Annotated in this window: 19 protein-coding genes and 2 pseudogenes; 10 read left to right on the forward strand and 11 right to left on the reverse strand. The window is 64.4% G+C overall.

What is annotated here, in order from left to right:
* The first annotated feature begins 371 nt into the window (after positions 1–371).
* The gene (locus AC5RV3_RS15620; protein WP_494122901.1) at positions 372–974 is read left to right on the forward strand and encodes a biotin transporter BioY; all 603 of its coding nucleotides are present in this window, start codon (positions 372–374) and stop codon (positions 972–974) included.
* Between the two features lie 444 nt (positions 975–1,418).
* A pseudogene (locus AC5RV3_RS15625) lies at positions 1,419–2,652 on the forward strand (IS110 family RNA-guided transposase).
* Between the two features lie 996 nt (positions 2,653–3,648).
* Here the strand turns inward: AC5RV3_RS15625 and AC5RV3_RS15630 are convergent.
* From AC5RV3_RS15630 to AC5RV3_RS15645, 4 genes are all read right to left on the reverse strand, one after another.
* Positions 3,649–4,980, reverse strand: a complete 1,332-nt coding sequence (locus AC5RV3_RS15630; protein ID WP_494122902.1) for an NtaA/DmoA family FMN-dependent monooxygenase — start codon at positions 4,978–4,980, stop codon at positions 3,649–3,651.
* 112 nt (positions 4,981–5,092) lie between these two features.
* On the reverse strand, positions 5,093–6,079 hold the full coding sequence (locus tag AC5RV3_RS15635; protein WP_494122903.1) for an LLM class flavin-dependent oxidoreductase: 987 nt from the start codon (positions 6,077–6,079) through the stop codon (positions 5,093–5,095).
* A 60-nt stretch (positions 6,080–6,139) separates the two neighbouring features.
* On the reverse strand, positions 6,140–6,679 hold the full coding sequence (locus tag AC5RV3_RS15640) for a flavin reductase family protein (RefSeq protein WP_494122904.1): 540 nt from the start codon (positions 6,677–6,679) through the stop codon (positions 6,140–6,142).
* A 116-nt stretch (positions 6,680–6,795) separates the two neighbouring features.
* Positions 6,796–7,896, reverse strand: coding sequence for an NtaA/DmoA family FMN-dependent monooxygenase (locus AC5RV3_RS15645; protein WP_494122905.1), 1,101 nt, complete (start codon positions 7,894–7,896; stop codon positions 6,796–6,798).
* A 394-nt stretch (positions 7,897–8,290) separates the two neighbouring features.
* Between AC5RV3_RS15645 and AC5RV3_RS15650 the strand changes: the two genes are divergently transcribed.
* The 7 genes and pseudogenes from AC5RV3_RS15650 to AC5RV3_RS15680 all read left to right on the forward strand — a co-directional run bounded on the left by AC5RV3_RS15650 (position 8,291) and on the right by AC5RV3_RS15680 (position 12,751).
* Positions 8,291–8,899 carry a TetR/AcrR family transcriptional regulator gene (locus AC5RV3_RS15650; protein WP_494122906.1) on the forward strand — a complete coding sequence of 203 codons (609 nt, stop codon included), beginning with the start codon at positions 8,291–8,293 and terminating at the stop codon, positions 8,897–8,899.
* 347 nt (positions 8,900–9,246) lie between these two features.
* Positions 9,247–9,663, forward strand: coding sequence for an NAD(P)-binding domain-containing protein (locus AC5RV3_RS15655; protein WP_494122907.1), 417 nt, complete (start codon positions 9,247–9,249; stop codon positions 9,661–9,663).
* 144 nt (positions 9,664–9,807) lie between these two features.
* Positions 9,808–10,401 (forward strand): recombinase family protein, encoded by a 594-nt coding sequence (locus AC5RV3_RS15660; protein ID WP_494122908.1) that lies wholly within the window; start codon positions 9,808–9,810, stop codon positions 10,399–10,401.
* Positions 10,402–10,407: 6 nt separating this feature from the next.
* Positions 10,408–10,482, forward strand: a pseudogene (locus AC5RV3_RS15665) (hypothetical protein); the annotation flags it as partial.
* A 524-nt stretch (positions 10,483–11,006) separates the two neighbouring features.
* The gene (locus AC5RV3_RS15670) at positions 11,007–11,861 is read left to right on the forward strand and encodes a Mu transposase C-terminal domain-containing protein (protein ID WP_494123021.1); all 855 of its coding nucleotides are present in this window, start codon (positions 11,007–11,009) and stop codon (positions 11,859–11,861) included.
* Positions 11,848–12,108, forward strand: a complete 261-nt coding sequence (locus AC5RV3_RS15675; protein WP_494122909.1) for a hypothetical protein — start codon at positions 11,848–11,850, stop codon at positions 12,106–12,108. The genes AC5RV3_RS15670 and AC5RV3_RS15675 overlap by 14 nt, the downstream gene beginning before the upstream one ends.
* Positions 12,109–12,304: 196 nt before the next feature.
* Positions 12,305–12,751 carry an AAA family ATPase gene (locus AC5RV3_RS15680; protein WP_494122910.1) on the forward strand — a complete coding sequence of 149 codons (447 nt, stop codon included), beginning with the start codon at positions 12,305–12,307 and terminating at the stop codon, positions 12,749–12,751.
* A gap of 251 nt (positions 12,752–13,002) precedes the next feature.
* Here the strand turns inward: AC5RV3_RS15680 and AC5RV3_RS15685 are convergent, their stop codons facing one another.
* The 4 genes from AC5RV3_RS15685 to AC5RV3_RS15700 form a co-directional block, all read right to left on the reverse strand.
* Entirely contained in the window at positions 13,003–14,403 is a 1,401-nt protein-coding gene (locus tag AC5RV3_RS15685) for an MFS transporter (protein ID WP_494123022.1), read from the reverse strand.
* A 13-nt stretch (positions 14,404–14,416) separates the two neighbouring features.
* Entirely contained in the window at positions 14,417–14,839 is a 423-nt protein-coding gene (locus AC5RV3_RS15690; RefSeq protein ID WP_494122911.1) for a MarR family winged helix-turn-helix transcriptional regulator, read from the reverse strand.
* A gap of 518 nt (positions 14,840–15,357) precedes the next feature.
* Entirely contained in the window at positions 15,358–16,260 is a 903-nt protein-coding gene (locus AC5RV3_RS15695) for an amidohydrolase family protein (protein WP_494122912.1), read from the reverse strand.
* A gap of 215 nt (positions 16,261–16,475) precedes the next feature.
* Entirely contained in the window at positions 16,476–18,083 is a 1,608-nt protein-coding gene (locus AC5RV3_RS15700; protein ID WP_494122913.1) for a hypothetical protein, read from the reverse strand.
* 790 nt (positions 18,084–18,873) lie between these two features.
* Between AC5RV3_RS15700 and AC5RV3_RS15705 the strand changes: the two genes are divergently transcribed.
* A complete protein-coding gene (locus tag AC5RV3_RS15705; protein ID WP_494122914.1) occupies positions 18,874–20,997 on the forward strand; it encodes a calcineurin-like phosphoesterase C-terminal domain-containing protein in 2,124 nt (707 codons plus the stop codon).
* Positions 20,998–21,128: 131 nt separating this feature from the next.
* Here the strand turns inward: AC5RV3_RS15705 and AC5RV3_RS15710 are convergent, their stop codons facing one another.
* From AC5RV3_RS15710 to AC5RV3_RS15720, 3 genes are read right to left on the reverse strand one after another with little or no spacing between them, the layout of a single operon-like run.
* A complete protein-coding gene (locus AC5RV3_RS15710) occupies positions 21,129–22,232 on the reverse strand; it encodes a zinc-binding dehydrogenase (RefSeq protein ID WP_494122915.1) in 1,104 nt (367 codons plus the stop codon).
* Positions 22,229–23,245, reverse strand: a complete 1,017-nt coding sequence (locus tag AC5RV3_RS15715; RefSeq protein ID WP_494122916.1) for a Gfo/Idh/MocA family protein — start codon at positions 23,243–23,245, stop codon at positions 22,229–22,231. Before AC5RV3_RS15715 ends, AC5RV3_RS15710 begins: the two co-directional genes overlap by 4 nt.
* Positions 23,242–24,369, reverse strand: coding sequence for a glycosyltransferase (locus AC5RV3_RS15720; RefSeq protein WP_494122917.1), 1,128 nt, complete (start codon positions 24,367–24,369; stop codon positions 23,242–23,244). Before AC5RV3_RS15720 ends, AC5RV3_RS15715 begins: the two co-directional genes overlap by 4 nt.
* Positions 24,370–24,371: the final 2 nt, after the last annotated feature.

The following is a 24,371-nucleotide window of genomic DNA, read 5'->3' on the forward strand; positions in this document are numbered from 1 at the left end:
TTGATGCAAACTCGGTCGAGGGCACTAACTTGGAAAGCAGTTACTCATGGACAAGACTTCACACTTGACTGCCATGAAGCCCAGGCGAGTCGAGGATTGGACCGCGCTCAAGGGCGTTTCTATCGATGTTCGTTTGAACGGCAGGACAATTTGTTCCGGCATTGTGGACGACGTAACAACGGACGGATCCATTCTTTGGGTGCACCCTGCAGGGTCCGAAAGACGGCTCTTCCAAAAGAGTAATTCATATGAAGCTTGGACCGATGAGCAATCCGCCCCGTTCGTATACAGGATTTCGGGTAAGTCCCAGTAATAGCCCACAGAGTACCGTTTGGCCGACAATACAGGCCGGGCAACGAGAAGGAGCATAAATGAGTACTACCGCCGTCGCGCGCCAGGGTGTCCTGGCCGACGCCCTCGTCCCCAGCACCGCCCTGGCCAACACCGCACTGGTTGTCGGCGGGGCCGGCCTGACCGCCGTGATGGCGCAGCTGGCCGTGCCGCTGTGGCCGGTCCCGATCACCGGCCAGACCCTGGCCGTGCTGCTGGTCGGCAGCACCTTGGGCCCGGTCCGCGGGATGCTGGCGATGGCGCTGTACTGGGTTGCCGGTGTCGCCGGCATGCCGGTGTTCTCGGAGGCCTCGTCCGGTCTGGCCGCTGCCGTCGGGCCGACCGGTGGTTACCTGGTGGGCTTCGTTGCGGCCGCAGGCCTGACCGGTTGGCTGGCCAAGCGCAACTGGGACAAGAGGTTCCTGGGCGCCATGGTTTCCTTCCTCGCCGGCACCGTGATCACCTTCGTCTTTGGCATGATCTGGCTGTCTATCTCGCTGGGCGCCGGCCTGCAGCAGACGCTCGAGTGGGGCCTGTACCCGTTCATCATCGGCGGCATCGTGAAGTCCCTGGTTGCGGCGGCCGCCATGCCGGCCGCGTGGAAGTTGGCCGCCCGGCTGCCCAAGGATTCTTCCCGCCAGTAGCATGTCAGCTGCCGACCGCGCGGCAAGGGCAACGGTAGAAGTCTGCTCCAGCTACCGTGGAATAATCCGCTCCTTCTCGTCCGAGGCATTCTGCGAGGAACACAACGGCATACGGGGATGGCTCACCCCCGTTACCTAATGGGACGTGAGGGAGCCAGATGAGGACTTCCCGTTACCGTGGCCTGGAGCCGTCGAAAAAGATAGTCCCTCTGGCTCCCTCACACCACGGAACGTAGGTTGACCTCCGGGGGCTTGCTGCCGGCCAACGTCTCGACCAGAAACGCGAACCCAGAGTTCTCACACTAAGACCCGGCCCCGGCAGCATCCGACAGTGACGTGAATGCCAATCAGATGTCGAGCCGTCGAGCTCTTCCATTAGGTCGCAACTGTCCCAAGTCGAAACGGTCCTCTGCAGCTACCGACGACAGGGGAAGGAACAGCCAAATGACGGAAGTGTTCTGCGGTATCGACTGGGCAGAGGGACACCACGACATCGCACTCGTGGACCAACAGGGCCGCTTGCTGGCCTCGCAAAGAATTGAAGATACGGCCGCAGGTCTGGCGGAACTGCTGGACCTGCTTTCCACCCACGGAGACCAAGCCGGAAACCGAGTTCCGGTGGCCATCGAAACCACACGCGGCCTCCTCGTCGCAGCTCTGCGCTCAAGCGGCCGGGAGGTCTACGCCATCAACCCGATGGCCGTGGCCCGATACCGCGAACGGCACACGGTCTCCCGCAAGAAATCCGACGCCCAAGACGCCGCGGCACTGGCCAACATCCTGCGCACCGACCGCCACGCCCACCGGCCCCTGCCTCGGGATTCGGAACTGGTCCAGGCCATCGCCGTGCTCGCACGAGCGCAACAGGACGCGGTCTGGGACCGGCAGCAGCATGCCAACCGCATCCGTTCCCTCCTGCGCGAATACTATCCGTCGGCGCTGAAAGCCTTCCCCCACACCGCAGACCTCAGCAGTCCGGCCGCCAGGCTCCTGCTCCGCACCGCGCCCACACCGTCGCGGGCGGCCGCCCTGACCCAGGCCCGGCTGCGCCGGATTCTACTCAAGTCCGGCCGGACTCGGAACATCGATGCCGCCGTTGCCAGACTTCTCCCGGTCCTCCACGAAACCGCGATGCACCAACTGCCAGGCGTGGAAGCCGCCTTCGGCACCCAACTCACCGCTCTGCTTGGCCAGCTCGACGCCGCCTGCGACGGTCTCGACGCTTTGACCCTGGCCGTCGAAGAACTCTTTGACACGCACCCGGATGCCGAGACCCTCACCAGCTTCCCCGGCCTCGGACCAATTGCCGGGGCACGGATCCTGGCCGAAATCGGCGATGACCGCACCCGATTCGCTACCGCAAGCTCGCTCAAGGCCTACGCCGGGGCAGCCCCAGGTGACCCGTGCCAGCGGCAAGTCCCGCACGGTCCTGGCCAGGCGGGTGAAGAACAACAGACTCGCCGCCGCCGGCTACGTCTGGGCGTTCTCCGCCCTGACCAGCTCCCACGGAGCCCGCGCCCACTATGACCGGCGGAAAACCTCCGGCGACAGACACACCGCAGCCCAGCGCAACCTCTTCAACAGACTCCTCGGCTGCCTCTATCACTGCCTCCAAACCGGCTCGACCTACGACGAATCAGCCGCCTTCCCCAACACCCTTGCGATGGCCGCTGCTTGACCTCTTAACCCCATCAGATGTCTTTTTCGTAGCCCGCTCCTGTTGCACGATTTGGGGTGTGCTGGCCGGCCGGTTCCGGCATGGTTGTTGCCCCCAGTCGCTCATGATCAGGGGGTTTTGCCTCCGGGACCGGCCCGGCGGGAGACCCTGAAGGCACTCCCTTAGCACCCGCGAACTCTCTAAGGAATACCCGCCCTGCCACACCCCACATCTCCCTGAGACCTGGCGGCGCTGGGAACGGCGCCGCCGGAGACGGATGCCTCCGTCAGGGGCAGCACCGGTATTGCCGGCTGCCGGTGCTCTCCAGGCATCCGTTCCGCCGGTTATTACCGGCAAGCACGCCGGATCCGGACCCATCCCCGGTAAGGTCCGGGTCCGGCGTCGGCCATAGCAGAGTTTTCACCGGAGGCGCAGCTCCCGCCACCCCTCCCCTGCTGACGCGTAAGCCGGTCCCCACCGCGTGATGGATGAGCGGGAGCTTATGCAAGTACATGAATAGACAGTGGGCGATGGATGTGAATCGCAACGGTAAATGGCGTGTTTTTCACAGCGCTTAATGGCCGATAGGCATGGGCCTAGATCACGGCGATTTCGGCATCTCCCGCTCTCCCCCAGCTAACACTCATACTGATCGACATGCCCAGCATCGACCTGCGTTTTCGTCACTAACCACGGCTGTACGCCCGCCTCGGGTTCTCACACCGCTACCGGGCACAGACGCCGGACGCGGGGAGCTGCTGGTCGTCCTCCACGGAGAAGTGCTTGCCTCGGTAGTTCACCGGGTGCATCTTCTGGGGGTTGAGGTAGACCCCGCGGGCCTTGTCCAGGGAGAGGATCAGCCGGGCGGTGGTGAACGGGCCGGCATAGGAGTGGGTGAAGTTGTCGTCGCTACTGACCCGTCCCGGACGGGTCCGCCGAAGGGCACGAAGCCAGTTAGGGCCTCACGCTCGATGCCGTCGAACACGCCCCATCAGCACATCGCCGACAACGCCATCCTCACAGTTGGCCCAAGCGGGGGTCGAGCCCGTACTGGTCGGGCACGCCGAGGTTGGCGCGCAGCGTCGACCCGACGTAGTCCTCGGGGTAGATGCCTCGCTCACGGAGTATGGGGACAACTTGTTCCACGAACGCGGCCACGCCGTCCTCGTATACATCGGGAAGCAGCCAGAACCCGTCGGCGGCGCCTGCCTCGATCCATTCCTGCAGGTGGTCGGCGTGAACCTCGGCAGGCCCGACGGTCGTGGGGTGGAAGTCGATGACGCCGTGGGCCAAGATGTCGCGCAGTGACCATCCTTCACGTGCGACCTTCAGCGCGATACTAGATCGCGGGTCTCTTGGTGAAGCGCTGGCGGCCGCCAATTCTTCGGCTGTGAGCGGCTGATCAAATCTGGCAGGGTCTAGTTGCAGGCCGAGCATGGCACCTAGATGAGGGAGTCGGGATTCCAACACGCCGCCGGAGAGGGCGATGCGCCGGTCGAGCCCCTCCCGCACGCTCGGAGCCACCGTGGGCATGAGTCCTACGAAGTACTTGATCTCGTCGGGGTCGCGATCCGCCTCACGAGCCGCTTCACGGACCATTTCGCGCTGCGCACGGCCCTCCTCGATCGTCCACACCTCGGCGATGAATCCGCTCGCGTACCGTCCGGCGAGCTGGAGCATCTGCGGGCTGGGCCCGCCAGCGCTGAAGATCACCGGTTGACCCTGCTCGGAGGGAGGGACAACCAAGGGACCGCGAGAGGCGACGTACGTCCCCTGCATGTTGATCGGTTGCAATTTCGCGGGGTCGATGAAACGTCCGGCCTCCGTGTCCTTCAGCCAGGCGTCCGTTTTCCAGCTGCCCCACAGTGCCTGGGCAATCTGGACGGACTCGTGGGCCCGCTGGTAACGCTCGGTCCGTTCGGCGACGGGTTTGCCGTAGTTCGCGGCGGCCGCGGGGTCACTGGTGGTGACGGCATTCCAGCCGGCGCGGCCGTGACTCATCACGTCGAGCACCTTGAATTGACGGGCCGTGGTGAATGGCTCCTGAAAGGTGGTGGACCCAGTGGCGACCAGACCGATCCGGCTCGTGGCCCGGGCGATCGCTGCCAGCTCGAGCATCGGCTCCATGACCGCCTCTGGCCCCGTGTGTTCGATGTCATTGCGCACGCCGGGAAAGTCGGGCGTGAACAGGAAGGAGAAACCGCCGCTTTCGGCTGTCTGCGCGTACCGGATCCGGGCTTCCACATCGGCGTAGAGCCCGGGGTCAACCCCGGGCGCACGCCATGCGTCGGGCAGGGAGCCGTACCCGGAGGTGAGGGCCAGGGCGAGGATCATCTTCTTGTTGGTCATAGGTGTCCTTTTCAGAGGTTTTGGGGTTCTCTTCTGTTCCGAAGAACGCCGTCTTCACGTCTTGATGCCTTGGATGTTCAGGCGAGGGCTTGGGCTGCGCGCCACATTCGGTTTAGAACCAGGTCTCTGCCAGCAGCTGCAACGAGCGGTCGCGCACGGCCGGGTCAAATGCGTAGGTGACGGTGACGAGTTCATCGGCGTCGGTGCGTTCGACGAACTCCTCCAGTTGCGCCTTCACCGTCTGCGGGGCACCCACGGCCTTAATTTGGAGCATCGGCTGGCCCCCTGCGTCCCCGGCAAGCTGTTCCGGGTCCACCGGCGGTTGGATCAGGCGACGCTGTCCGCGCTGCAGGTCGAGGAACATCTGCTCAACAACGGTGAACTCTCGCGCCGCCGCCTCGTCGGTGTCGGCCACCATGACGTTGATGCCCGCCATCACGTAGGGCTTGTCGATCTGGGCGGTGGGCGCCTCGGCGTTGAAGGACTCGCGGTACACCTTCAGGGCCTCGTCGACCTGGTGGGGTGCAAAATGCGAGGCCAGGGAGAACGGCAGGCCCAGCTGGCCGGCGATGGAGGCCCCATTGACGCTCGAGCCGAGCATCCAGATCGGCACCTCGGTCCCGGCGGATGCGGGGGAGAGGATCGGCACGCTGTGCGCGGTTCCGGTCTTGCTGAACCAGCCCTGCAGATCCTGGACGCTCCGGGCGAAGGCCTGGGGCTCAGCCGAAGACCGGCTCAGCGCCTGGGCGGTCATCATGTCCGTTCCCGGAGCACGCCCCAGACCCAGATCGATCCGGTCTCCATGCAGGTTGGCCAGGGTTCCGTACTGTTCGGCCACCATGAGTGGAGCGTGGTTGGGCAGCATCACGCCTCCGGAGCCCAGACGAATCCGCTGCGTGACCGATGCGGCCTGAGAGATCAATAATGCGGTGGCACTGGAAGCGACGTTGGGGGTGTTGTGATGCTCGGCGAACCAGAGCCGGTGAAAGCCGAGCCGGTCAGCGTTGCGGGCTGAATCCATCGAGGCGGCGATCGAGTCCCGGGCAGTGGAACCCTCGGAGATGGAGACCAGGTCAAGAATGCTCAAGGGCACAGACATTGTCGGAGTTTCCTTTCGTTTGCAAATTCGGTGGTGCACGGTGTTCCTGTGGCGGATGTATTAGCTGGTCTGGGTGTGGGTGCCGAGCCGGTGGTAGGCGCGGTCGACGTATACCAGCGGTTGTGGGTTTTCTCGGCGTTGGGAATGGGTGGCGCGCACGGTGATGAGGATGCTGTCGCTGACGGGGATGCGTTGGTCGATTTCGCCGCGGATCCATGCGGTGGTGTCTTGGAGGACTGGCTCCCCTGTGGGCAGGGTGTCCCATGGCACGTGGGCGAAGCGGTCGATCCCGCTGCGGGCGAACGTCTGGGCGATCTCGTGCTGGTGCTCGGCTAGGAAGTTGATGACCACGGCGTGGGCCTGCTCGATCGCCGGTCGTGAGGAGGACCCCCCACTGAGCGAGAACACCAGCACGGCGGGGTCCGCAGAGACCGAGGCGACCGAGGTCGCGGTGAAGCCGACGGGACCCTCGGGGCTGGTGAGTGTGACCACCGCGACCCCGCCGGGGTGAGTGCGGAAGACCGCCTTGAAGTTCTCCGGAGTGGATCGCGACTCGGTCTCGGCTCCGAGGGGGGAGTCGCGGACGTGCTCTATGCTCATGGGGTTTCACTTTCTCTGGGGGACAGCAGCAGCGGGGCTGGCTCCGATGATTAGTGGGAATCGGCCGCAGGCCACGGCGCGGTCCTCACCGTCTGGAGCTGGCGGTCGAGTCCTGGTCAGCGCTTCTGATGTTGCGGGGTGGGCAGTTCGAGGTTGCCGCGCAGCGTGGTGGATTCGTAGTCTGTCCGGAAGACCCCGCGGTCCTGAAGGATCGGGACCACCAGCTCTACGAAGTCCTTCAAACCGGTGGGGTGTTCCTGCCGGACTAGCAACATGTCCATGGCGCCTGCCTCATGCCATTTCTGGATCTGGTCGGCGACCTTCTCGGCGGAGCCGAAGAACAGCGGTCGGGGAATGCGGTAGGGGCCGTTGAGATCCTGCATTTGCTGGAACTTTGCTTCGGCTTCCTGCTCGGTTCTCCCGACCAGCGGCACCTGCGGCAGGGCAATGACAAAGTCGTCGGCCGAACGCCCTGCTGCGGTGACCCGGTTCCTGAGTTCAGTTGCAGTGGCCTGTGAGGCTTCGAGTGATTCCCCCAGGATGAAGCCTCCATCGGTGTATTCGGCGGCGTTCTGAAGGAAGTTGTCAGACGAGCCTGCCGTGAACAGCACTGGCCGGCCTTGGACCGACCGGCTGAGATTCAGCGGACCGTCCACGGAGAAGTATTTGCCCCGGTAGCGCACGGGGTGCATCTTCGCCGGGTTCAAGAAGATGCCGTGTTCCTTGTCCCGGATGAAGGCGTCATCTTCGTAGGAGTCCCAGAGCCCCCGGACGATCTCCATGAATTCGCTCTGCATGGGGTATTGATCGGCCTTGGTCAGATGGCCCCTGCTGTAATTGACCATCCCTCCCGGATTGGACGTGATGGCATTGAGCGCCGCCCGTCCCTTGCTGATCTTGTCAAGAGACAGTATCTGCCGTGCAGCGGTGAATGGATCGGCGTAGGAGCTGGCGATCGACGCCGATAACCCGATGTGGGTGGTCACCATGCTCAGGGCAGACATGATGCTCACGCCCTCGAACATGCTCAGATAGTGGGGGATGTTCCCGGGGCCGACGTGACTGACGTCGATCAGGAAGAGCGTGTCGAATTTACCCGACTCCGCAATCTTTGCCTGTTGGACGTAGTGGTCAATGTTCTCGCTGGCATCCGCCGGCAAATCGGGGTGGCGCCAGCCCGTGAAATTATATCCAACGCCTTCAAGGATGGCGCCCATCTTCAACTTCTTATTTCTGGCCACGGCGGGGCACTTACCTTTCACTTGGGGGGAGCCTCGAGGATTCGAGCACCGGGATGTTCAGGGGACACGGGGGATTTAGAGCAGGATCGAAACATCGTGTACTGCCGTCTCGGCCATGCGATTATCTCTCCTGTTTCACGGGCCGAACCACAAGTTGTGTCGCCCTTTCTTCCCCACTGCTAGTGCCGATTCTCCACCCGGGGAATGCGGGTCCAAGCCGCCTCTTTGCGGGAAAGTCGGCCGGAATGCTGCGGATTATTCGTCCCCAGTTCCTCGGTCTGAACAAGCGGATACCTTCTCCACTTCCACTATTGCTACTATAGACGGAGAGACACTCCGATTGTCAAAACCGTAGAAACAGAGGACCACATTGCTTACTGGATCGAAGCCAAAGCGCGCAGATGCACTGCGAAACGAGAGCAGGATCATCGAGGAGGCGCTGACCCAGTTTTCCAAGCGGGGCGTCGCGGCACCGCTGGACGAAATCGCCAAGGGTGCGGGAGTTGGCCCCGGCACGCTCTATCGACACTTCCCTACCCGCGACGAACTGATCGCCTCCACCCTGCGAGAACGCTTGGACGAACTCAGAACCCTTCGGGAATCGCTGGAGCGGGACGGCGATGCGTCCTCGTCACTTCAGGACTGGCTACGGGCTTTGGGCGACTATTTCAAGACATTCCAGGGACTGCCCGACCCCATGCTCTCCGCCGTGAAGGATCAGACGTCGGCACTGTCCCTCACTTGCACGGAGCTGCAGGACATCACCGCGCAGTTCCTCCAACACGCCCAGGACATTGGGATGGCAAAGGCAGATATCAACGCTAGGGATCTCTTCCTGGCTCAACTGGCCCTCGCCTGGGTCGAGGACGTAGCCGCGGGCCCAGGCGCCAACTTTGAGCCAATGGAATCCCTGCTCCGAGAAGGTTACGCCGTCGCCCCGCCACTGCAATCACCGCCGCGCCGGACCCGCACGCAATAGCACCCCCTTGGGATGCCAGAGCTTGGCATGGGACCTTGGGCCGGGGCGTGACCTGGGCCCCTTGTCCACGCAACACGTCGTGAGACGCTTCCGCCGATCCAGGGCCGGCGCATCCATCTCTCGGCCATGCACATAGTCAGTTTCGGAAGTCTTCCGGAGAAACACCATGAGTAATGCTGGCACCGGCCGTAAGGGGGATGCTTCAACGCACGACGTCCCCATGAAGACTGACACCTGGAGCACGATCAAGAGCCCGCCCACGGAGGCCGTAGGAGGCCCTCGCCAAGGATGCGGACATCCTGATACTGGCCACTCCGCTGCGCCGCTTCCTCGACCTTCCCCTGCACTTGTTCGACGGCCACACCGTCATCGACGCCATGAACTACTGGCAACTCATCGATGGCACACTCCCCAACTACGAGGGCACCGACCGTCCCACCAGTGACATCATCCAAGAGGCACTTTCCCCGGACACCGTTGTCGTGAAGACCTTCAACCACCTCGGATACCACCAAATGGAAGACCTGGCCCGCCGTCCCGGCGCGCCCGACCGCATTGCACTGGGCGTCGCCGGCAACGACACGGCCGCCGTCGGCGGGGTCATGGACTTCGTCAACGCCGTCGGCTTGACCCCGTCTATATCGAGACCCTCGACCAGAGTGACGTGCTGCACCGGAGACCCCGATCTTCGGAGCCGCGCTCAACGCAGTAGACCTCGAAGACCGGGCTCTTTCAACGGTCCCTCAGTAGTCTCGAAAACCTAAAGCTTTTCGAGACAGGAGAACTGCGCCAATCTTGACGATCTGTCGGTCTTGAAGTTCCGGGAGGCAATTTGTTCCAGAAAGTCGTCTTACCGTAAAACGTCTTACGAGGTTGGAATCCAGGGTTTTTTGAGCCAAAATGGCGGAGTGAGACATTTGGGATACACGCGGGTAAGCACTTCGAGCCAGGATGCTCAGTTGCAGCTTGATGCGCTGCTCAAGGACGGGGTGCAAAAGCGGGACGTGTTCGCCGATGTCACCTCGGGAAGCAAGTCCGCAATCGAGCGACCCGGAATGAAGAAGCTGCTTGAGTACGCCGAGGCAGGGGACACCGTGGTGGTCTGGCGGGTCGACCGGCTCGGACGATCCCTCATCGATGTGCTGAACACCGTGAACCTGTTGCGCGAACGCGGCGTGAACGTCCGCTCCATTTCAGACGGGATCGACCCGGGCACCTCGACCGGGCGGATGATGCTGAACCTGCTGGCTTCCCTGGCCGAGTACGAGCGCGAGCTGATCGTTGAACGCGTCAATGCCGGGATCGCCGCGGCCCGGCAATCCGGCACCCGGTTCGGCCGGCCGCTCTCGGACCCTGCGGTGATCGCCGACAAGCTCGCGATCGCCAAGGACGCCCGCGCGAAGGGACGCACCGCCGAGGACGCGGCACAACTAGTCGGGTGGAGCAGGGCGACGCTCTACCGCCACCTCGGCCAAGACGCCGGCTCGATCAAGAGCATGTGATCGGCGATGGCCCAGCGGAGCGTTGCGGAGAAACTCGCCTTGCTGGGCCAACACGAGAACGGCGCCCCGTGGGCGCGCATCGCCGCCGAATCGGGGGTGCCGCTGCGGACACTGGCACGCTGGTCCGCGAAGTACCGTGCCGATCCGACATCCAGGGGTTTGCAGCGTACCCGCCGTCCCGATCGCGGTGGCCGGCGGATCCCGGCCGAACTGGTCGAGGCCATCGAGGCGCTGGCACTGCGCCGTCCCGAACCCACCGCCGCCTTCGTCCACCGCCGTGTGGGCGACATCGCGGCCGACCGCGGACTCAGTCCGCCGAGCTATTCAAGTGTCCGGGCGATCATCGGTGCCATCGACCCGGGGCTGCGCACGCTAGCGCATGAGGGGGATGCCGCTTACCGGGACCGGTTCGAATTGGTGTTCCGTCGCACCGCAGCCCGACCGAATGAGCAGTGGCAGGCCGACCACACACTGTTGGACATCATGGTCCTGGGCAAGAACGGGGCTCCGGTGCGGCCATGGCTCACGGTCGTGCTGGATGACTATTCCGCGCCGTCGCCGGATACACCCTCTTCGCCGGGGCCCCGTCGGCCGAGCAAACCGCGCTGGCCCTGCACCAGGCCGTCAACACCAAGACCCATCCCGGCTGGCCCGTCTATGGCCTGCCCGAGGTGCTCTACAGCGACCACGGGTCTGACTTCACCTCCGAGCGCCTCAACCAGGTCTGCCTGGACACCCACATCCGACTGATCCATTCCCGGGTCCGGGTACCGCAGGGGCGCGGGAAGATCGAGCGCTTCTATGGGACCATCACCACCGAGCTCCTGCCGCACCTGCCCGGCCACATCCCGCACGGAACCAACGGTGCCCCGGTCACCGAGCCGGCACTCACCCTGGAACAACTCGACGGAATCCTGGAGCAATTCATCGTCACCGAATACAACGGACGTCCCCATTCGCAGACGCACCAGGTCCCGGTGCAGCGCTGGGCGGAATCCGGATTCATCCCGCGCGCCCCGGTGCACCCCGAGGACCTCGACCTGCTGCTGCTCACCGCGGCCGCAACCCGGAAGGTGCTACGCGACGGCATCAAGTTTGCCGCTACCCGCTACGTCTCACCGGTCCTGGCCGCCTACGTCGGCGAACACGTCACCGTGCGCTACAACCCCCGGGACGTCGGGGAAATCCGCGTCTACTTCAACGATGCGTTTCTCTGTCGCGCGATCGCACCCGAGCTGGCCGCGGACTCCGTCTCGCTCAAGGAACTGCAGGCCGCGCGGTCACAACAACGACGGATTCTCAAACACCAGCTGCAGCAACGGCGAAGCCTCGCCGACGCCCTGCCCGCCGATACCCGCTATATCCCGCGATCAGCTGCGGATACAGATACGGAGGAGGAACCGGAAAGCCTCGAAGAAGTCCCGCCACGACAACGATTGCGCCTCTATGAAACCGACTGATCCGACCCACAGCGTGCTCGGCCCGGGAGATGACGGCCGGCGCTTTCTTACATCGGATACCGGAGAGCTGAACCTCGGCCCGCCGCCGCAGCGCCCGAGGCCGCCGTTCCAGCTCACGCGGGAACACCGCCGCTTCACCGAATTCGCCGACGCCGTCCGCGCCCACCGCTACATCGGTCTGTGCTGGGGACCGCCGGGGGTCGGCAAAACCCTTTCGGCCCGCCACTACGCCGGGGCCGACGCTTAGGAACTGTGGCAGCCGCCCTTCCCCGAGCACCTCGATCCCGTACCCGAACGCGTGCTCGAATACCGCACCGCATTCTTCACCCCGACGGTCTCGGCAAGCGTCCGGGAAATTGACCAAGGGCTCCCGCGGGCCTGCCAACAGATTTCCTACGCTCTCGACTACGCCGAACACGGCGTCGTGGATCCCTTCATCCACCGTGAGTCGCTCCAGCGGACGCACCGAACTGCTCATCATCGACGAGGCCGACCGCCTCAAGACCGCCGGCCTCGAGCAGGTCCGCGACTATTTCGATCGGCACACCATGGGCGTCATCCTCATCGGAATGCCCGGCATCGAAAAACGTCTGGCCCGCTACCCGCAGCTCTACAGCCGCATCGGTTTCGCCCACGAATACCGCCAGCTCGCCCCCGAGGAACTCACCGCGGTCCTGGCCAGACGTTTCCCGTCAGGGAACGACGACGCCGATGGCGGCCTCGGGCACGCAACAGCCATCGCGACCATCGTCCGCATCACCGGCGGAAACTTCCGCCTCGTCGACCGGCTGACCACCCAGATCGAACGCGTCCAAGCCGTCAACGCCCTCGCCCGGCTCACCCCCGAAATCGTTGACACCGCAAGGAGAGCCCTCCTCATCGGCCACTAAGCGCTGCGAAAAACACGCCATTTACCGTTGCGAGTCACAGGCGATGGAAATTATGTTCCATCAGGGCTCATTACTGTCCCGTATGAGCATCCTCCAACACTCCACTCCCCCGATGTCTGTCTCCCTCTGCAACGGCCCCGGTCGACATATTCACGGTTATCGGTGGTTGGAATCAGGGATCTGGGAGTGGGACGACAGTGACCGCCGCCGGCGTTAAGAGCGACACATTACAACAGGGCCTGCTGTCGCCTTTAGCAGACCATTGCGTTAGGTCGCCCGTCAGATGCCCGGCGGGAATGGGTTTTCAGGGTATGGACAAGTAGGGCGGCGAACACCGCCGCGCAAAGGATTGCTCCAATGGCGAACGTCGTACTGATTCCGGCGCCGGTTGGATGCTGAGACGGCGCCATGTTGGCCGCGAGAACCGCCCCGGCGATCGCTGTACCGAAGGAGCTGCCCACTGTGCGCAGAACCTGATTGAAGCTCACGGAACTGCCCAACTCTGCGGTGGCGACGCTGCGGGCTATGAGCGCCGGCATCGCAGCGTAGCTGGCTCCCATTCCCACCCCGAATATCAGCATTCCGACCAGGATTTCCCAGAGCTCGGTGTGGGCAAACCAGAGCAGCATTCCGGATGCCATCATGGTGCCTGCGCCGATTGGCAGCAGTGTTGTGAGGCGGATACGGCGCGAGAGGCGGCGCACGAGACGGTTAGCGGTGAAGCTTCCCACCGAGAGCGGGAACATTACGAACCCGGCCCAGAACACGGGCAGCGCGATGCCGTATCCGGTAGAAGCCGGGGCTTGAGCGACGAGGCTGGAAATCGAAAGGCCTATGTACAAGGCGGCACCCAGCCCCATTGCTGCGCAGTTGGCCAGCAGCACTTCACCGTTCCGGAGAACACGAAGATTGACCAAGGGGTGCCGCTTCCGCAGCCCGGCCCAGACCCAAGCCGTTAAAATCAACGCAGCGAAGATGAAGGCACCGATAGTCCATACTGAGCCCCACCCCCAGTTCGGCCCTTCACTGACCGCAAGGAGCAGCCCGCCCAAACCGAGACCCAGCAGTCCCGCCCCTTGATAATCGAACGGCACCTGTGCTGCCTGCTCGTCCGGCCCGGCAGGAGTGGCCCGGAGCACGACGATGAACGCCGTAACCACGAACAGGGCGGCAAACCAGAACGCGAACCGAAAGTCGAAAAGTCCCGCAATGAGGCCAGTGAGCGGATAGCCGACACCGAGGCCGGTGGCCACCGTCACGGACAGGCTCGAGATGGAGACCTGCACCTTTTTGGCGGGGACGTAGCGGCGGGCGAGGGCGATCGTCACCGGAACGATCCCGTACGTGAGGCCTTGAAGCGCGCGCCCCGCCAGAAACACGGTGAAGTTCGGCGCCACCGCGGCAAGTACCGACCCCACGAAGATGATCGTCAGGGACCAGAGGAGGAGCCGCTTCTTGTGCGGGCCGTCGCTGAGCCGCCCCATAACAGGAGTCGCGACAGCACCAACCAAAAGGTTGATCGTCAGCATCCACTGCGCAGTACTGACCGAAACATCCATCTCAACGGCAATGGACGGCACCAACAGCATGCCCAGCGAACTCACGACGGCCGTAGAAAGCGCCGCATAAATAAGCGCTGGCACCAGTCTCATCCGTGTTGCCGGTTCACTCACCGGACGCCGATCCCAGCTTCCGAAGGACCGGTATGACCGCCTCGAGTGTCTTGCGCTCCTCCTGCGTCAACCGTTCCGCAATTGCCTGCTCAAGCCAGCCATAGCCGGCCGAGAACTCCTGGGCCAGCTTCTGCCGTCCCGCGTCGGTCAGCTCAATCCAGATCCGGCGGCGATCCGCTGAATCGGGCACACGTACGACGAGCTGCAGCCGTTCAAGCTCACGCGCAGCGAGCGAAATTCCCTGGGGGCTGACCCGCACTACGGAAGCCAACTCCGAGGTGGTTGCACGCCCGTGCTCCGACAGATGCCGGAGCACACTCAGCTTTCCCGGGGAAAGCGTTCGGTCCGCGTTCAAACGTCTCAGCAGCGGGTGCAGCGTCTGGAAGAAGGAGCGTGTCATCATCTCGTCGGTCACGTCTCAACTTTACAACCAGCTTGATAAAGTTGCTTGCGTTCTAAGGATCTGACTTCACCATGGATTTCCGTAACAGTCGGCAGCACAGCCCCGCCCTGACACGCCGGCCCCGCAAACCCTGCGGACTGCACCAGGCGCTCCAAGCCATGGCCCCCTACCCCCGGTGTATAACCGCAGCCTCCCGGCACTGTGCCCGGCCTGCTCTCCGGCGAAGTGTGGCGCTCTACGGCGTTCTCCTACGCAGGTCCGTGAATCTTGTCTTCCTCGAATGTTCTTGTAGCTGCATCTGTAAAGCAAGAAACGCCTGGCCATCCTGAGCCCTCCGCATTAGCCGGTCCCCCATCGCGACATGGATGAGCGAGAGCTTATGCAAGCACGTGAATAGCACGTGGGCCATGGAGTTCACGTCCATCAGGGCTAATTACTGTCCAGTTTGAGGATCCTCCAACGGTCGCTTTTGCGGGCGCAAGGGCTCGGACACGGCGCGTGCCCCAGGGTTGGAGCAAAGACAGGCGCGGCTAGGGCAGCCGGTCCAGCCTTAGGAGCCTCTGCGGGGTGTGCCAGAGGACATTTTTCATCCATTGGCTTCCGAGTCCCCAGCCTTCGAGTACCTGAATCTGGTGGCTGTAGGAGTAGGGAATCGAAGGAAAATCCGTGCCGAAGACGACTTTGTGGGACAGTCCGGCAAGGGTGTCCTGGTATCCGGGCGGGATCGGGGCGACCTGTTCCATGTAGGAGGTGCCCACCATGGTGGTGTCGAGGTAGACCTGAGGATTGTTTGCTGCAAGCTCGGCGTACTCCTGGTACTCCGGCAGACCTGCGTGCGCGATGATGAGCACCAACGAGGGGTACCTCTTGATGAGTTCGCGTATGGGCTCAGGTCCGGTGTATTCCCCGGGATGCGGACCGTTGCCGCAGTGGATGACGACCGGTGTACGGGAGTCCTCGATAAGTTCCCAGGCTGGTGCAAGCTGAGGGTCTAAGGGGGAGAATCCTCCCACCTGGATGTGCACCTTGAAGATTCGAGCGCCCTGTTTCAAGCTCTGCGCGACGACGGTTCCCACGCCTGGCTCTGGGTAGAAAGTGGCAGAGTGGATGGCGTCAACATGGGACGAGGCGAATGCTGTCGAGTAGTCATTGAGCCACTGCGCCATGCCGGGGCGGTGCGCATAGTTCAGGGTGGTGAATGCCTTCACTCCCATATCCCGCAGCGTTCGCACTCGTTCCTCTTCAGAGTCCCGATAACTGATCGGCCAGGGGGGAGCCCCGCTGTCCGCAACGCGGTCAAAGAACGCCCACACCTTCTCCAGCACCTGGAAAGGCATGAAATGCACATGCAGATCAATAATCCCCGGCAAGCCCAGCGAGTCGAGGTACGGGCGAACCTCCGCGTCTGAACGCGGTACAAGTGCTACGGCCAAGACGAACCTCCTGCGTTCCACATCTCATCAGCACCAGAGCATCGTCAAACCGATGACGCTCGCCAGGGGCGAGAGGCGTCCTGCGCAAGCGTGACAGACCCATTGCCCCGCCAAGTATATGTAGGGAGCCACTGCCATCGCTCGGCGCCATCCTCTGCCGTCTCGTTGGCTGGCGCCGCACGTCATGAGTGCAAACAGGCAGGGCTGTAGCCCTTTCACTCGAGGAGGTCGACCAAGGCCGGCGGCTCCTCCATCGACCGGAGCAAATTCAGACGCAACTCGGCTCTCGTGGCGAGTTCAACTGGCGTCGCCTCCTGCACGATCGCTGCATGTGCTATCCGGTCCAGCCCAGCCCCTACCAAGGGGGTCACCGTTCGAAGGGTCATAGAAAGCGTCTCGAGATGGGTTGCGCCACCGTGCATTACCAGATTGCGATGCCTATACAGCCTGCGCATCGCGGACACCATATGACGTCTAACTTCGGACAAATTCACAGATGGCGCGGCTAACAGGCTTCTCATGCGTTCTTCCGAGGCGTGGTCACTGGCCTTCTTGAGGCTCAACGGATTGCCCGCCCCTATCCACTGGGCGACCAAGTGTGCACGATCTCGGTTAGCCGATCCTTCGTTCAAGTTAGCCAACTGGTGCGAAAGGCGGTCGGGCTTCTTGGGGTGGTGTGCGTACGACAATGTCGTTAGTTCGGCGCGCGGCCATGAACAAGCTGTTAGTGCCGCCATACGGTCTGCTGCGAGGACCCCACGCCCTTCCTCGCTCTCATCATCGCCACGAAGTAATAGAGCTTCGATCGCCGACCACCCCCCGGAGATAGCCGTGGCAATCGACCCGTGGTTCATGGGTGCAGCCAGTTCCAAGGCGTTATCTAATAAGGTCCTCTCCTGCACCGCGTACAGGCGCTGCTCGCGCACGAGCGACAGTACGAAACCTCCTCGTCCTGGTCTTTGCAAGGGCAGCGGCTCAGAACGTCCGCGGACTACAAGCACTCCGAAATCTTTGAGATTCGTCGACTTGCGACTGTACGTTGCCCGAGCCTGAAGACGATCAACGATTTCTCTCACTTCTTCCGCGGCGGCATTCCAGTCACGAGCTGTGACCTTGTAGAGGAAACCGCCCCCTATTCGTCCAGCAACGGATGTGTTGTTGTCCTCCAACCACGCATTGACGAATTTCGTTGACTTCCAGGCATCGTCCGAGTCCCTGTTCCCCTGATCGTTCGAGACAGCCTCAAATGGGACCATCACCTCGAAGGGCTGAGGATGAACGTTGTTGAGCAAGTCCTCTGCCGCTGCCGCTATCTCCGGCAGCTCCGATATGGACAGCTTCCGGCGCCACGCATGCAGATAGCGCTGGCTGAACCCGGCGTCAAGGAGGTGCGCTGCGATGGCTCGCGCGAAACGCTCGGGTGACGGCGGCCTAGTCGGGTCGGCTGCTGCTTTTGCCCATCGCTGCAGGTACCCCTCGTCGAGGCGAGCAATCACCTCGTTCAGCATCCGGTGGTGGGCGTTTCCATGCTTGAGGGAGGAACGAAGCGCCCCCTGCAGTTGCTGCCGAAGCACTTTATCTCCGGCACCCCGATCCGGGCCTTGCAATCGCTCTAGGTCCTTCGACAACCACTTGAGAGTCCCTGGCGACAGGCTCCGATGGTCCACCCATTCGACTGCCGCCGCGAGCTCGCGCAGACCGAGCACCAGCCCGCAGTCCCATAGCCTGCGCTGCCAAGGGGAATTGACATCGAAAAAGTCATCCAAGCGAGCAAGCACCATAGCAACGTTGGCCGGTTGCCCCGAGTATCCCGTATTCGTCACGAGTTTGATCTTCGCTTACCGGACTGCGATACTTAAATCGCCGGAAGGCCCACAATCTAAAGTGAGGGACCCGCCCGAACACGTTCGAGCCGCTCCCCACTTCGTATTAAAGGTATGGAGTCACCTAATCGGGTGACTCCATACCTTTGTTTTTTCATCTTTTCTCACCCAAGCAGGGGCTATGGGGATACTGATGGCGGCGCAGCTAGCCACGTTCATCGTGGTATCTCCTCGAAGCGCCTTCTGATTTCCGACACCACTCTGAGGAACGTTCCGTCCCAATACATGAAAAATCGCCGATAACAGCGCATATGTTCGTTGGGGTGTCCCCCGGGCGGCATTCTCCGCGTGAACGAACGAGCCTACTCTTGCGCGGCGGAACGGGACCGCAGCCACAAGTGTGACGGGATTCGGTGGTAAGACACTGCACAGGGATGGTTGTTAGTCAGCGGGCAACTCGTCCAGGCGGCGGTGAGCTTGTCTTCCCCATGCCCGAAGACGACGTACGGCGGATCCGGCGGGTGACCTGGGCGTGGGCCTCCGCTGTGCAGCGGCGGAATGATCAGGTACGGAACACAGCCGGAGACAGGACTGCGGTACAGGAACAAACGGGCGAAAGCGGTGCTGCGAGGTCTAAGCATCCGCCCCGGTGCCGACATGGGCACCTGCGCAGGCCAGGGTTTGCCGCCCGTTCACCCGGTCGTGGCGGAACAGGGAACGGCCCGTCATACCGAAGTCCTAGCTTGAGGGATTGCTTCCAACAGCAATCACCCTGGCGAAAGGATTCTGTATGTCTTCCCCTGTCTCCCGGCGTCGTCGTGCCCTGACGGGCGGCACCGCCCTGGCCCTGCTGGCACCGCTGGCGTTCTTCGGCGTGCAGATCGCGTCGGCGGATCCGCCGAAGCACTCCAGCGCGGAGGGCAGCCCGCCGGCCCATGCCCCCGCCAAGGGTCACGGGGACAAGCCCGTCGATGATGGAGTGGACCCCACGACGTACGTCGGCGGACCCGACGTCGTCACCGAGGGCGAGACCGGGGAGGATGTCCTGAATGGTGTGGTCTTCGATGACACCAATAAGAACTCGGTCCGGGATAAGGGCGAGAAGGGCATCCCGGGGGTGACGGTGTCCAACGGCCGCGAGGTGGTCCAGACCGATGCCAAGGGCCGCTACGAGCTGCCGGCGCAGGACAAGGACACTTTCTTCGTCACCAAGCCCGCCGGATGGGACACCCCGGTCGATGAGAACAACATCGCGCAGTTCTCCTACACCCACGCCCCCAAGGGCACCACCGAGCAGGAGTTGCGCTTCGGTGGCCTGGAGCCCACCGGGGAACTGCCCGCCGCGGTGAACTTCCCGCTGACCAAGAATCCCTCCTCGGCGAGCGAGGACATCCGGTGCCTGGTGCTGGCCGATCCGCAGGCCTACTCCAACCAGGAGATCTCCCACGCGCGCAACGGCGCCCTGCGCGAAGCCGCGGCCTACGATGCCGCCGACTGCGGCGCCCTGTTGCTGGGCGATATCGCCGGCGATGACCTGGGCATGTACGACCGGGCGAAGTCGGCCCTGGGCCTGATGGGCATGCCCGTGCGCGCGATCCCCGGAAACCACGACTTGGACTTCGACGCCACGGACGCCCGGTGGTCGTTCGATACCTACCGGCAGCACTGGGGACCGGAGAACTACTCCTACGATGTCGGCGAGGTACACGTGCTGGCGTTGAACAACGTGAAATACCCGTGCACGCCCGAGGATGACAACGCCGACGGCAAGCGGCCGGCCTGCGAGGACCCGGCCGGCGCCCCGGCGTACAACGGCCGCCTCGGGGAAGACACCCTGGCCTGGATCAAGAAGGATCTGGCCACCGTGCCCAAGGGCAAGCGCGTGGTGGTCGCCACGCACATCCCGCTGGTGTCCCACTCCGGCGCCGACAGCGCCCAGCACCAGACCGACGACGTCCGCACACTCTACGAACTCCTAGAGGGACGCGAGGCGTTGTCCCTGTCCGGTCATTCGCACTGGGTCGAGTCGATGGCCGAGGGAGATTCCCTCGGGGCGTGGGAGGAGGCCGTTGGGGTGAAGGCGGTGCCGTTCGACCACATTGTCGCCGGCGCCGTGTCGGGAGACTGGTACGCCGGGGACTACGACGTCGACGGCCAGCCGATGAGCTTCCAGGGCGACGGCGCGCTGCCGGGCTTCTGGACCTTCGACTTCTCCGGCACCGACTACCGGCACGCCTTCCATGCCACCGGCCGGGACGGCGACCAGATGGGACTCGGCCTCAACTCCCCGCACTACCGCCACTGGGCGCAGGCCCTGATCGACTGGCGCGACGAGCACCCCGTCACCTGGGAGAACAAGCACAAGGACGCGGTGCCCCCGCTCACCCTGGGTGATCTCGGGGATCAGAACATGATCACCCGCGACGACCTTGACGGGGGCACCTACCTGACCGCCAACGTCTGGGCGGGCACCACCGACTCCGCCGTCACCGTCTCGATCGACGGTGCCGAACCCGTCACCGCGGAGATCACCCAGCCGGCGGCGGGCGAAGAGGTCCGGCGCGGCGTCGAGTGGTCCGACCCGTCCGCGCTGATCCGCCAGCTCACCAGCGCCCGGATGTCCTACCAGTCGACCTCGGGGAACCCGGAGGCCCAGGGCCTGCACCTGTACAACGGCCAGGTCTACGGACCCTCCGCACCGCGCCCGGTGGAAGGCAACCTCGCCGATGGGTCCCCGCACCTGTGGCGCATCCCGCTGTCGGCCGACCTCGAGAACGGCATGCACCTGGCCGAGGTGGTCTGGACCGACCGCTACGGCAACGAACACACCGAGACCCTCGCCTTCGAGGTCGTCGACGAACGGCCACAGCAGAGCTTCCGGCTGGACACCTTCGGCGAGGACGTCGTGTGGTGAGCCACGATCCTCGGCCAGGCCGTCGGCAACGCGGGCGGAAAGCGCTGCATCTGCCAGATTGAACTAGGCCCGATCAGGCTCGTGCAGGACCGCCAATCAACCTAAGTTCCCCGGGTGCCTGCCAGCCGTGCTCACAGGAAAGCGGGCGCGACCGCGAAGACGGCGGTCAGGACGTGCCGTTGGCGGCGGGAGACGTCGTGCATCAGCAGCGGCGCGTCTTCGTAGGGTACGACGTCGGTGATCAGGTGCTTGCGGATCGTGTCGCCGTGCGTGCCGAGCAGCTTGATGGTTTCGGCCGAAAGCCGCGCCCGGTCCCACTGTGCCGTGAGGCCGCGGGGCACCCTGCCGATCTGCGCGCAGCGCAGGTTGAGTCCGTTGTGGTGGAATTCCTCGCCCAGCCGCACGGCGTCGGCTCCGCTGGTGTAGAAGGCGAGGTCGATGATGCTGCCCTGGGGGCGGGCCGCGCGGAGGGCGGCGTGGAGCGCCTCGGGGCGTCCCCGGCACTGGAAGACGACGTCGGCGCCCCGGTCCCCGGGACCATGGCGCCATCGCGTTTTCAGGATTTTGCCGGGGTCGTCATTCAGGTCGAGGGCCAGGAAGCCCAGCTCTTCGGCCAACTGCCGGCGGCGGGCGTCCGAGTCCGCGACGGCGACTTCGCGCGCGCCGAGAGACCGGGCGAACAGGGCGGTGACCAGCCCGATGGGCCCGGCGCCGGTGATGAGCACCAGCCGGCCGTCCACCCCGTCGCCCAGCGCGCGGACCAGGCCGCCGGTTTCATCTGCCGCCGCGTGCAGCAGGCCGTTGGCACAGATGGGCCCGAAGTGTGCCACGAAGACGCCCAGCAGCGGGTCAAGGTCGCCGGGCAGCGGCACCAGATGCTCGCGCAGCGGGTCGGCTACATGCGCTGTGGCGTGGCCATAGGCCGTGGCGAGGATGTCCCCTTCGGCGAAGGCCGGAGTGCGGGATTGGGCGACCCGGGCGACCTCCATGTAACCCAGCCGGCGGATCGGATAGGCGGCCTCAGGTGAATCCTGCAGGAACAGGCCGAGCTCGTGATCCAGGCGGGACCGCAACCCGGGGTGGTCGCCCTTGACGAAGGCCAGTTCCGTGCCGGCTGACAGGCCGGTGACGAGGGTTTCGAGCAGGAGCCCGCCGTCGGGGACTTCGGGCAGCTGCTCCTCGACAATTTCCAAGGCTCCTGCTGCAGGAATGACGAGGTTGCGCCGGTTCCTCATGGCGCTGCCCCTGCAGTGGCCGGCAGCTCTTCGGGCAGTTTCACCGGCTGCCCCGTGCGCGCTGATTCGGCAATGGCACAGCCGAGCCGGTGGCTGCGCAGGGCCTCGGCATAGGGAGCGCGGGTGCTTTCCCGTTCACCGCGGACTGCTTCGATGAATTCCCGGTCGACCGCGATGCGAGGGTCCTCGGCACAGGCCAGATCCGTGCGCGACGTGCCGTCGAAGCTGCTCAAGCCGGCCTCGGACAGCTCGAGGTACAGGCCTCGGCTCACAATGTGCAGAGCCGCGCGGTGCTTGGCGGCCAGCACCGAGGTCGCCGCCAGCGTGGCCACGGCTCCGGTGGCAAAGCGGACGGTGGCCGCGGTGGCGTCGTCGACGTCGTCCGGCTCCGGCCCTGATCCGTCGACCGGCGGATGCCCGGTCTCCGTCCCGCGCACCCCGGCGGCGTAGACCTCGACGGCTTCGCCGAGCAGGAAGCGGGCGGTGTCCAGGACGTGGGTGAGCTGCTCGACCACCTGACCGCCGGAGCGGTCCATGCGCCCCCACCAGGGGACCGGCGGCCGTTTGTCCAGCCAGTAGCCGTTGGCCAGCAGGGCCGGGGCCTCCTCGAGCAGGCCGCGGGCATGTCCGACGGCGTCCATGCAGCGCCAGTGGTAGCCGGTGCCGGTGACGACGCCCGCCGTTTCCACGAGCGCCCCAATTTCCTCCGCGGTTTCCCGGCCCAGGCCGACCGGCTTTTCCACGAACAGCGGCAGTCCCCTGGAAAGCGCGGCTCGTTCACCGGGCCCGTGCGCGAACGGCGGAACGCACACGTAGACGGCGTCCGCTTCCGTCTGGTCGAGGGCCGTCTCGGGATTGGTGAAGGCCGGGGCGTCCACTTCACGCCCCAGCTTCTCGGCCGCTGCCGTATGCGCGTCGGTGACGCTGGTGATCCGGGCGCCGAGCTGCTGCAGGACGCCGACGTGCCGCCGCCCGACGGAGCCGGCCCCGATCAGGGCTACTTTTACGCTCATATGGCCTCCTGGATGAGTTGGTCGTACAGGCGCAGGTAACTGGCAGCCATCGCCTCGGGTGTCCATGCCGCTGCCGCGTCGATGCAGTCCTGCGGGCGGATATCGTCCAGTTCCTGCAGGAACCGGGCCATTTCCTGCTCATCGGCGGCGAGGAAACCGGTGCGGCCGTGGTCCACCAGCGAGGGCAACACTCCCAGCGGTGTCCCCACCACGGGGATGCCGCGGGAGAGGGCTTCCACTACCCCGGTGGCTCCGGGTTCGGCCCACCGGTTGGGGGCCAGCAGGACCCGCGCCGAGCGCAGGACGCGCTCCTTCGCTTCGCCTTCGACCCCGCCGATCCAGCGGTATCGGCCGCCGTCGAGCAGTGGCCGGACCTCTTCCCGGAAGTACTTGGCATCCGGGTGGGAGGCCAGCTGCGGGTCCCCTGCGGCCAGCCGGCGGTCCAGCTCTGCCGGGTCGTTGATTCCGGCGACGGGGCCGGCGAGTACGAGCGGCAGGCCGGCCAGGCGGCAGATCCTGAGTGCGGTGTCCTGCCCCTTGTCGCGGGTAATGCGGGCCAGCACCAGGGCGTGCCCGGCTCTCTCTGCGTGCACGTCCAGGGCGGGCGGAGCGGCCAGCGGGACGACGCCGATCGTCTGGCGCTGCAGCGCTTCTGGTGCGCGCTCCAGCTGGGACTGCGAGACCGCGGCGAACCGGATGCGGCCGCGGCCGTTGAAGGACGAATAGAACGCCCTGTGCTTGGCCAGATCCCAGTGCAGGGTCTGCAGCACCGGCGGAGCAGCCGATCCCATGGCGGCAAACACCGCCGGCCCCACCACCTCAAGGTGGTCGTGCACCAGATCCCAGGTGCCGCCGTCGTACATGGCCTGCACAACGCCCTGCATATGCGCGTGGGCGATACCCGAGACCTGGTTATAGGGCAGGGCGATCGAGGCGAACTGGGGTTCATCGAGCGGGCACAGATAGGCGTCGGCCTCGATCGTGCTCGGACCCACCGTGGCGAGGGTGACATGCGCCCCGGCCCGGCGCAGCTCGGGAATCAGGGTGGCGATGACCGTTTCGATGCCGCCGTACCCGCGCGGCGGAACAGGCAACCAAGGGCCGGCGTTGATGAGGACCCGCACGG

It is taken from the genome of Arthrobacter sp. Y3221114 (assembly GCF_059092625.1).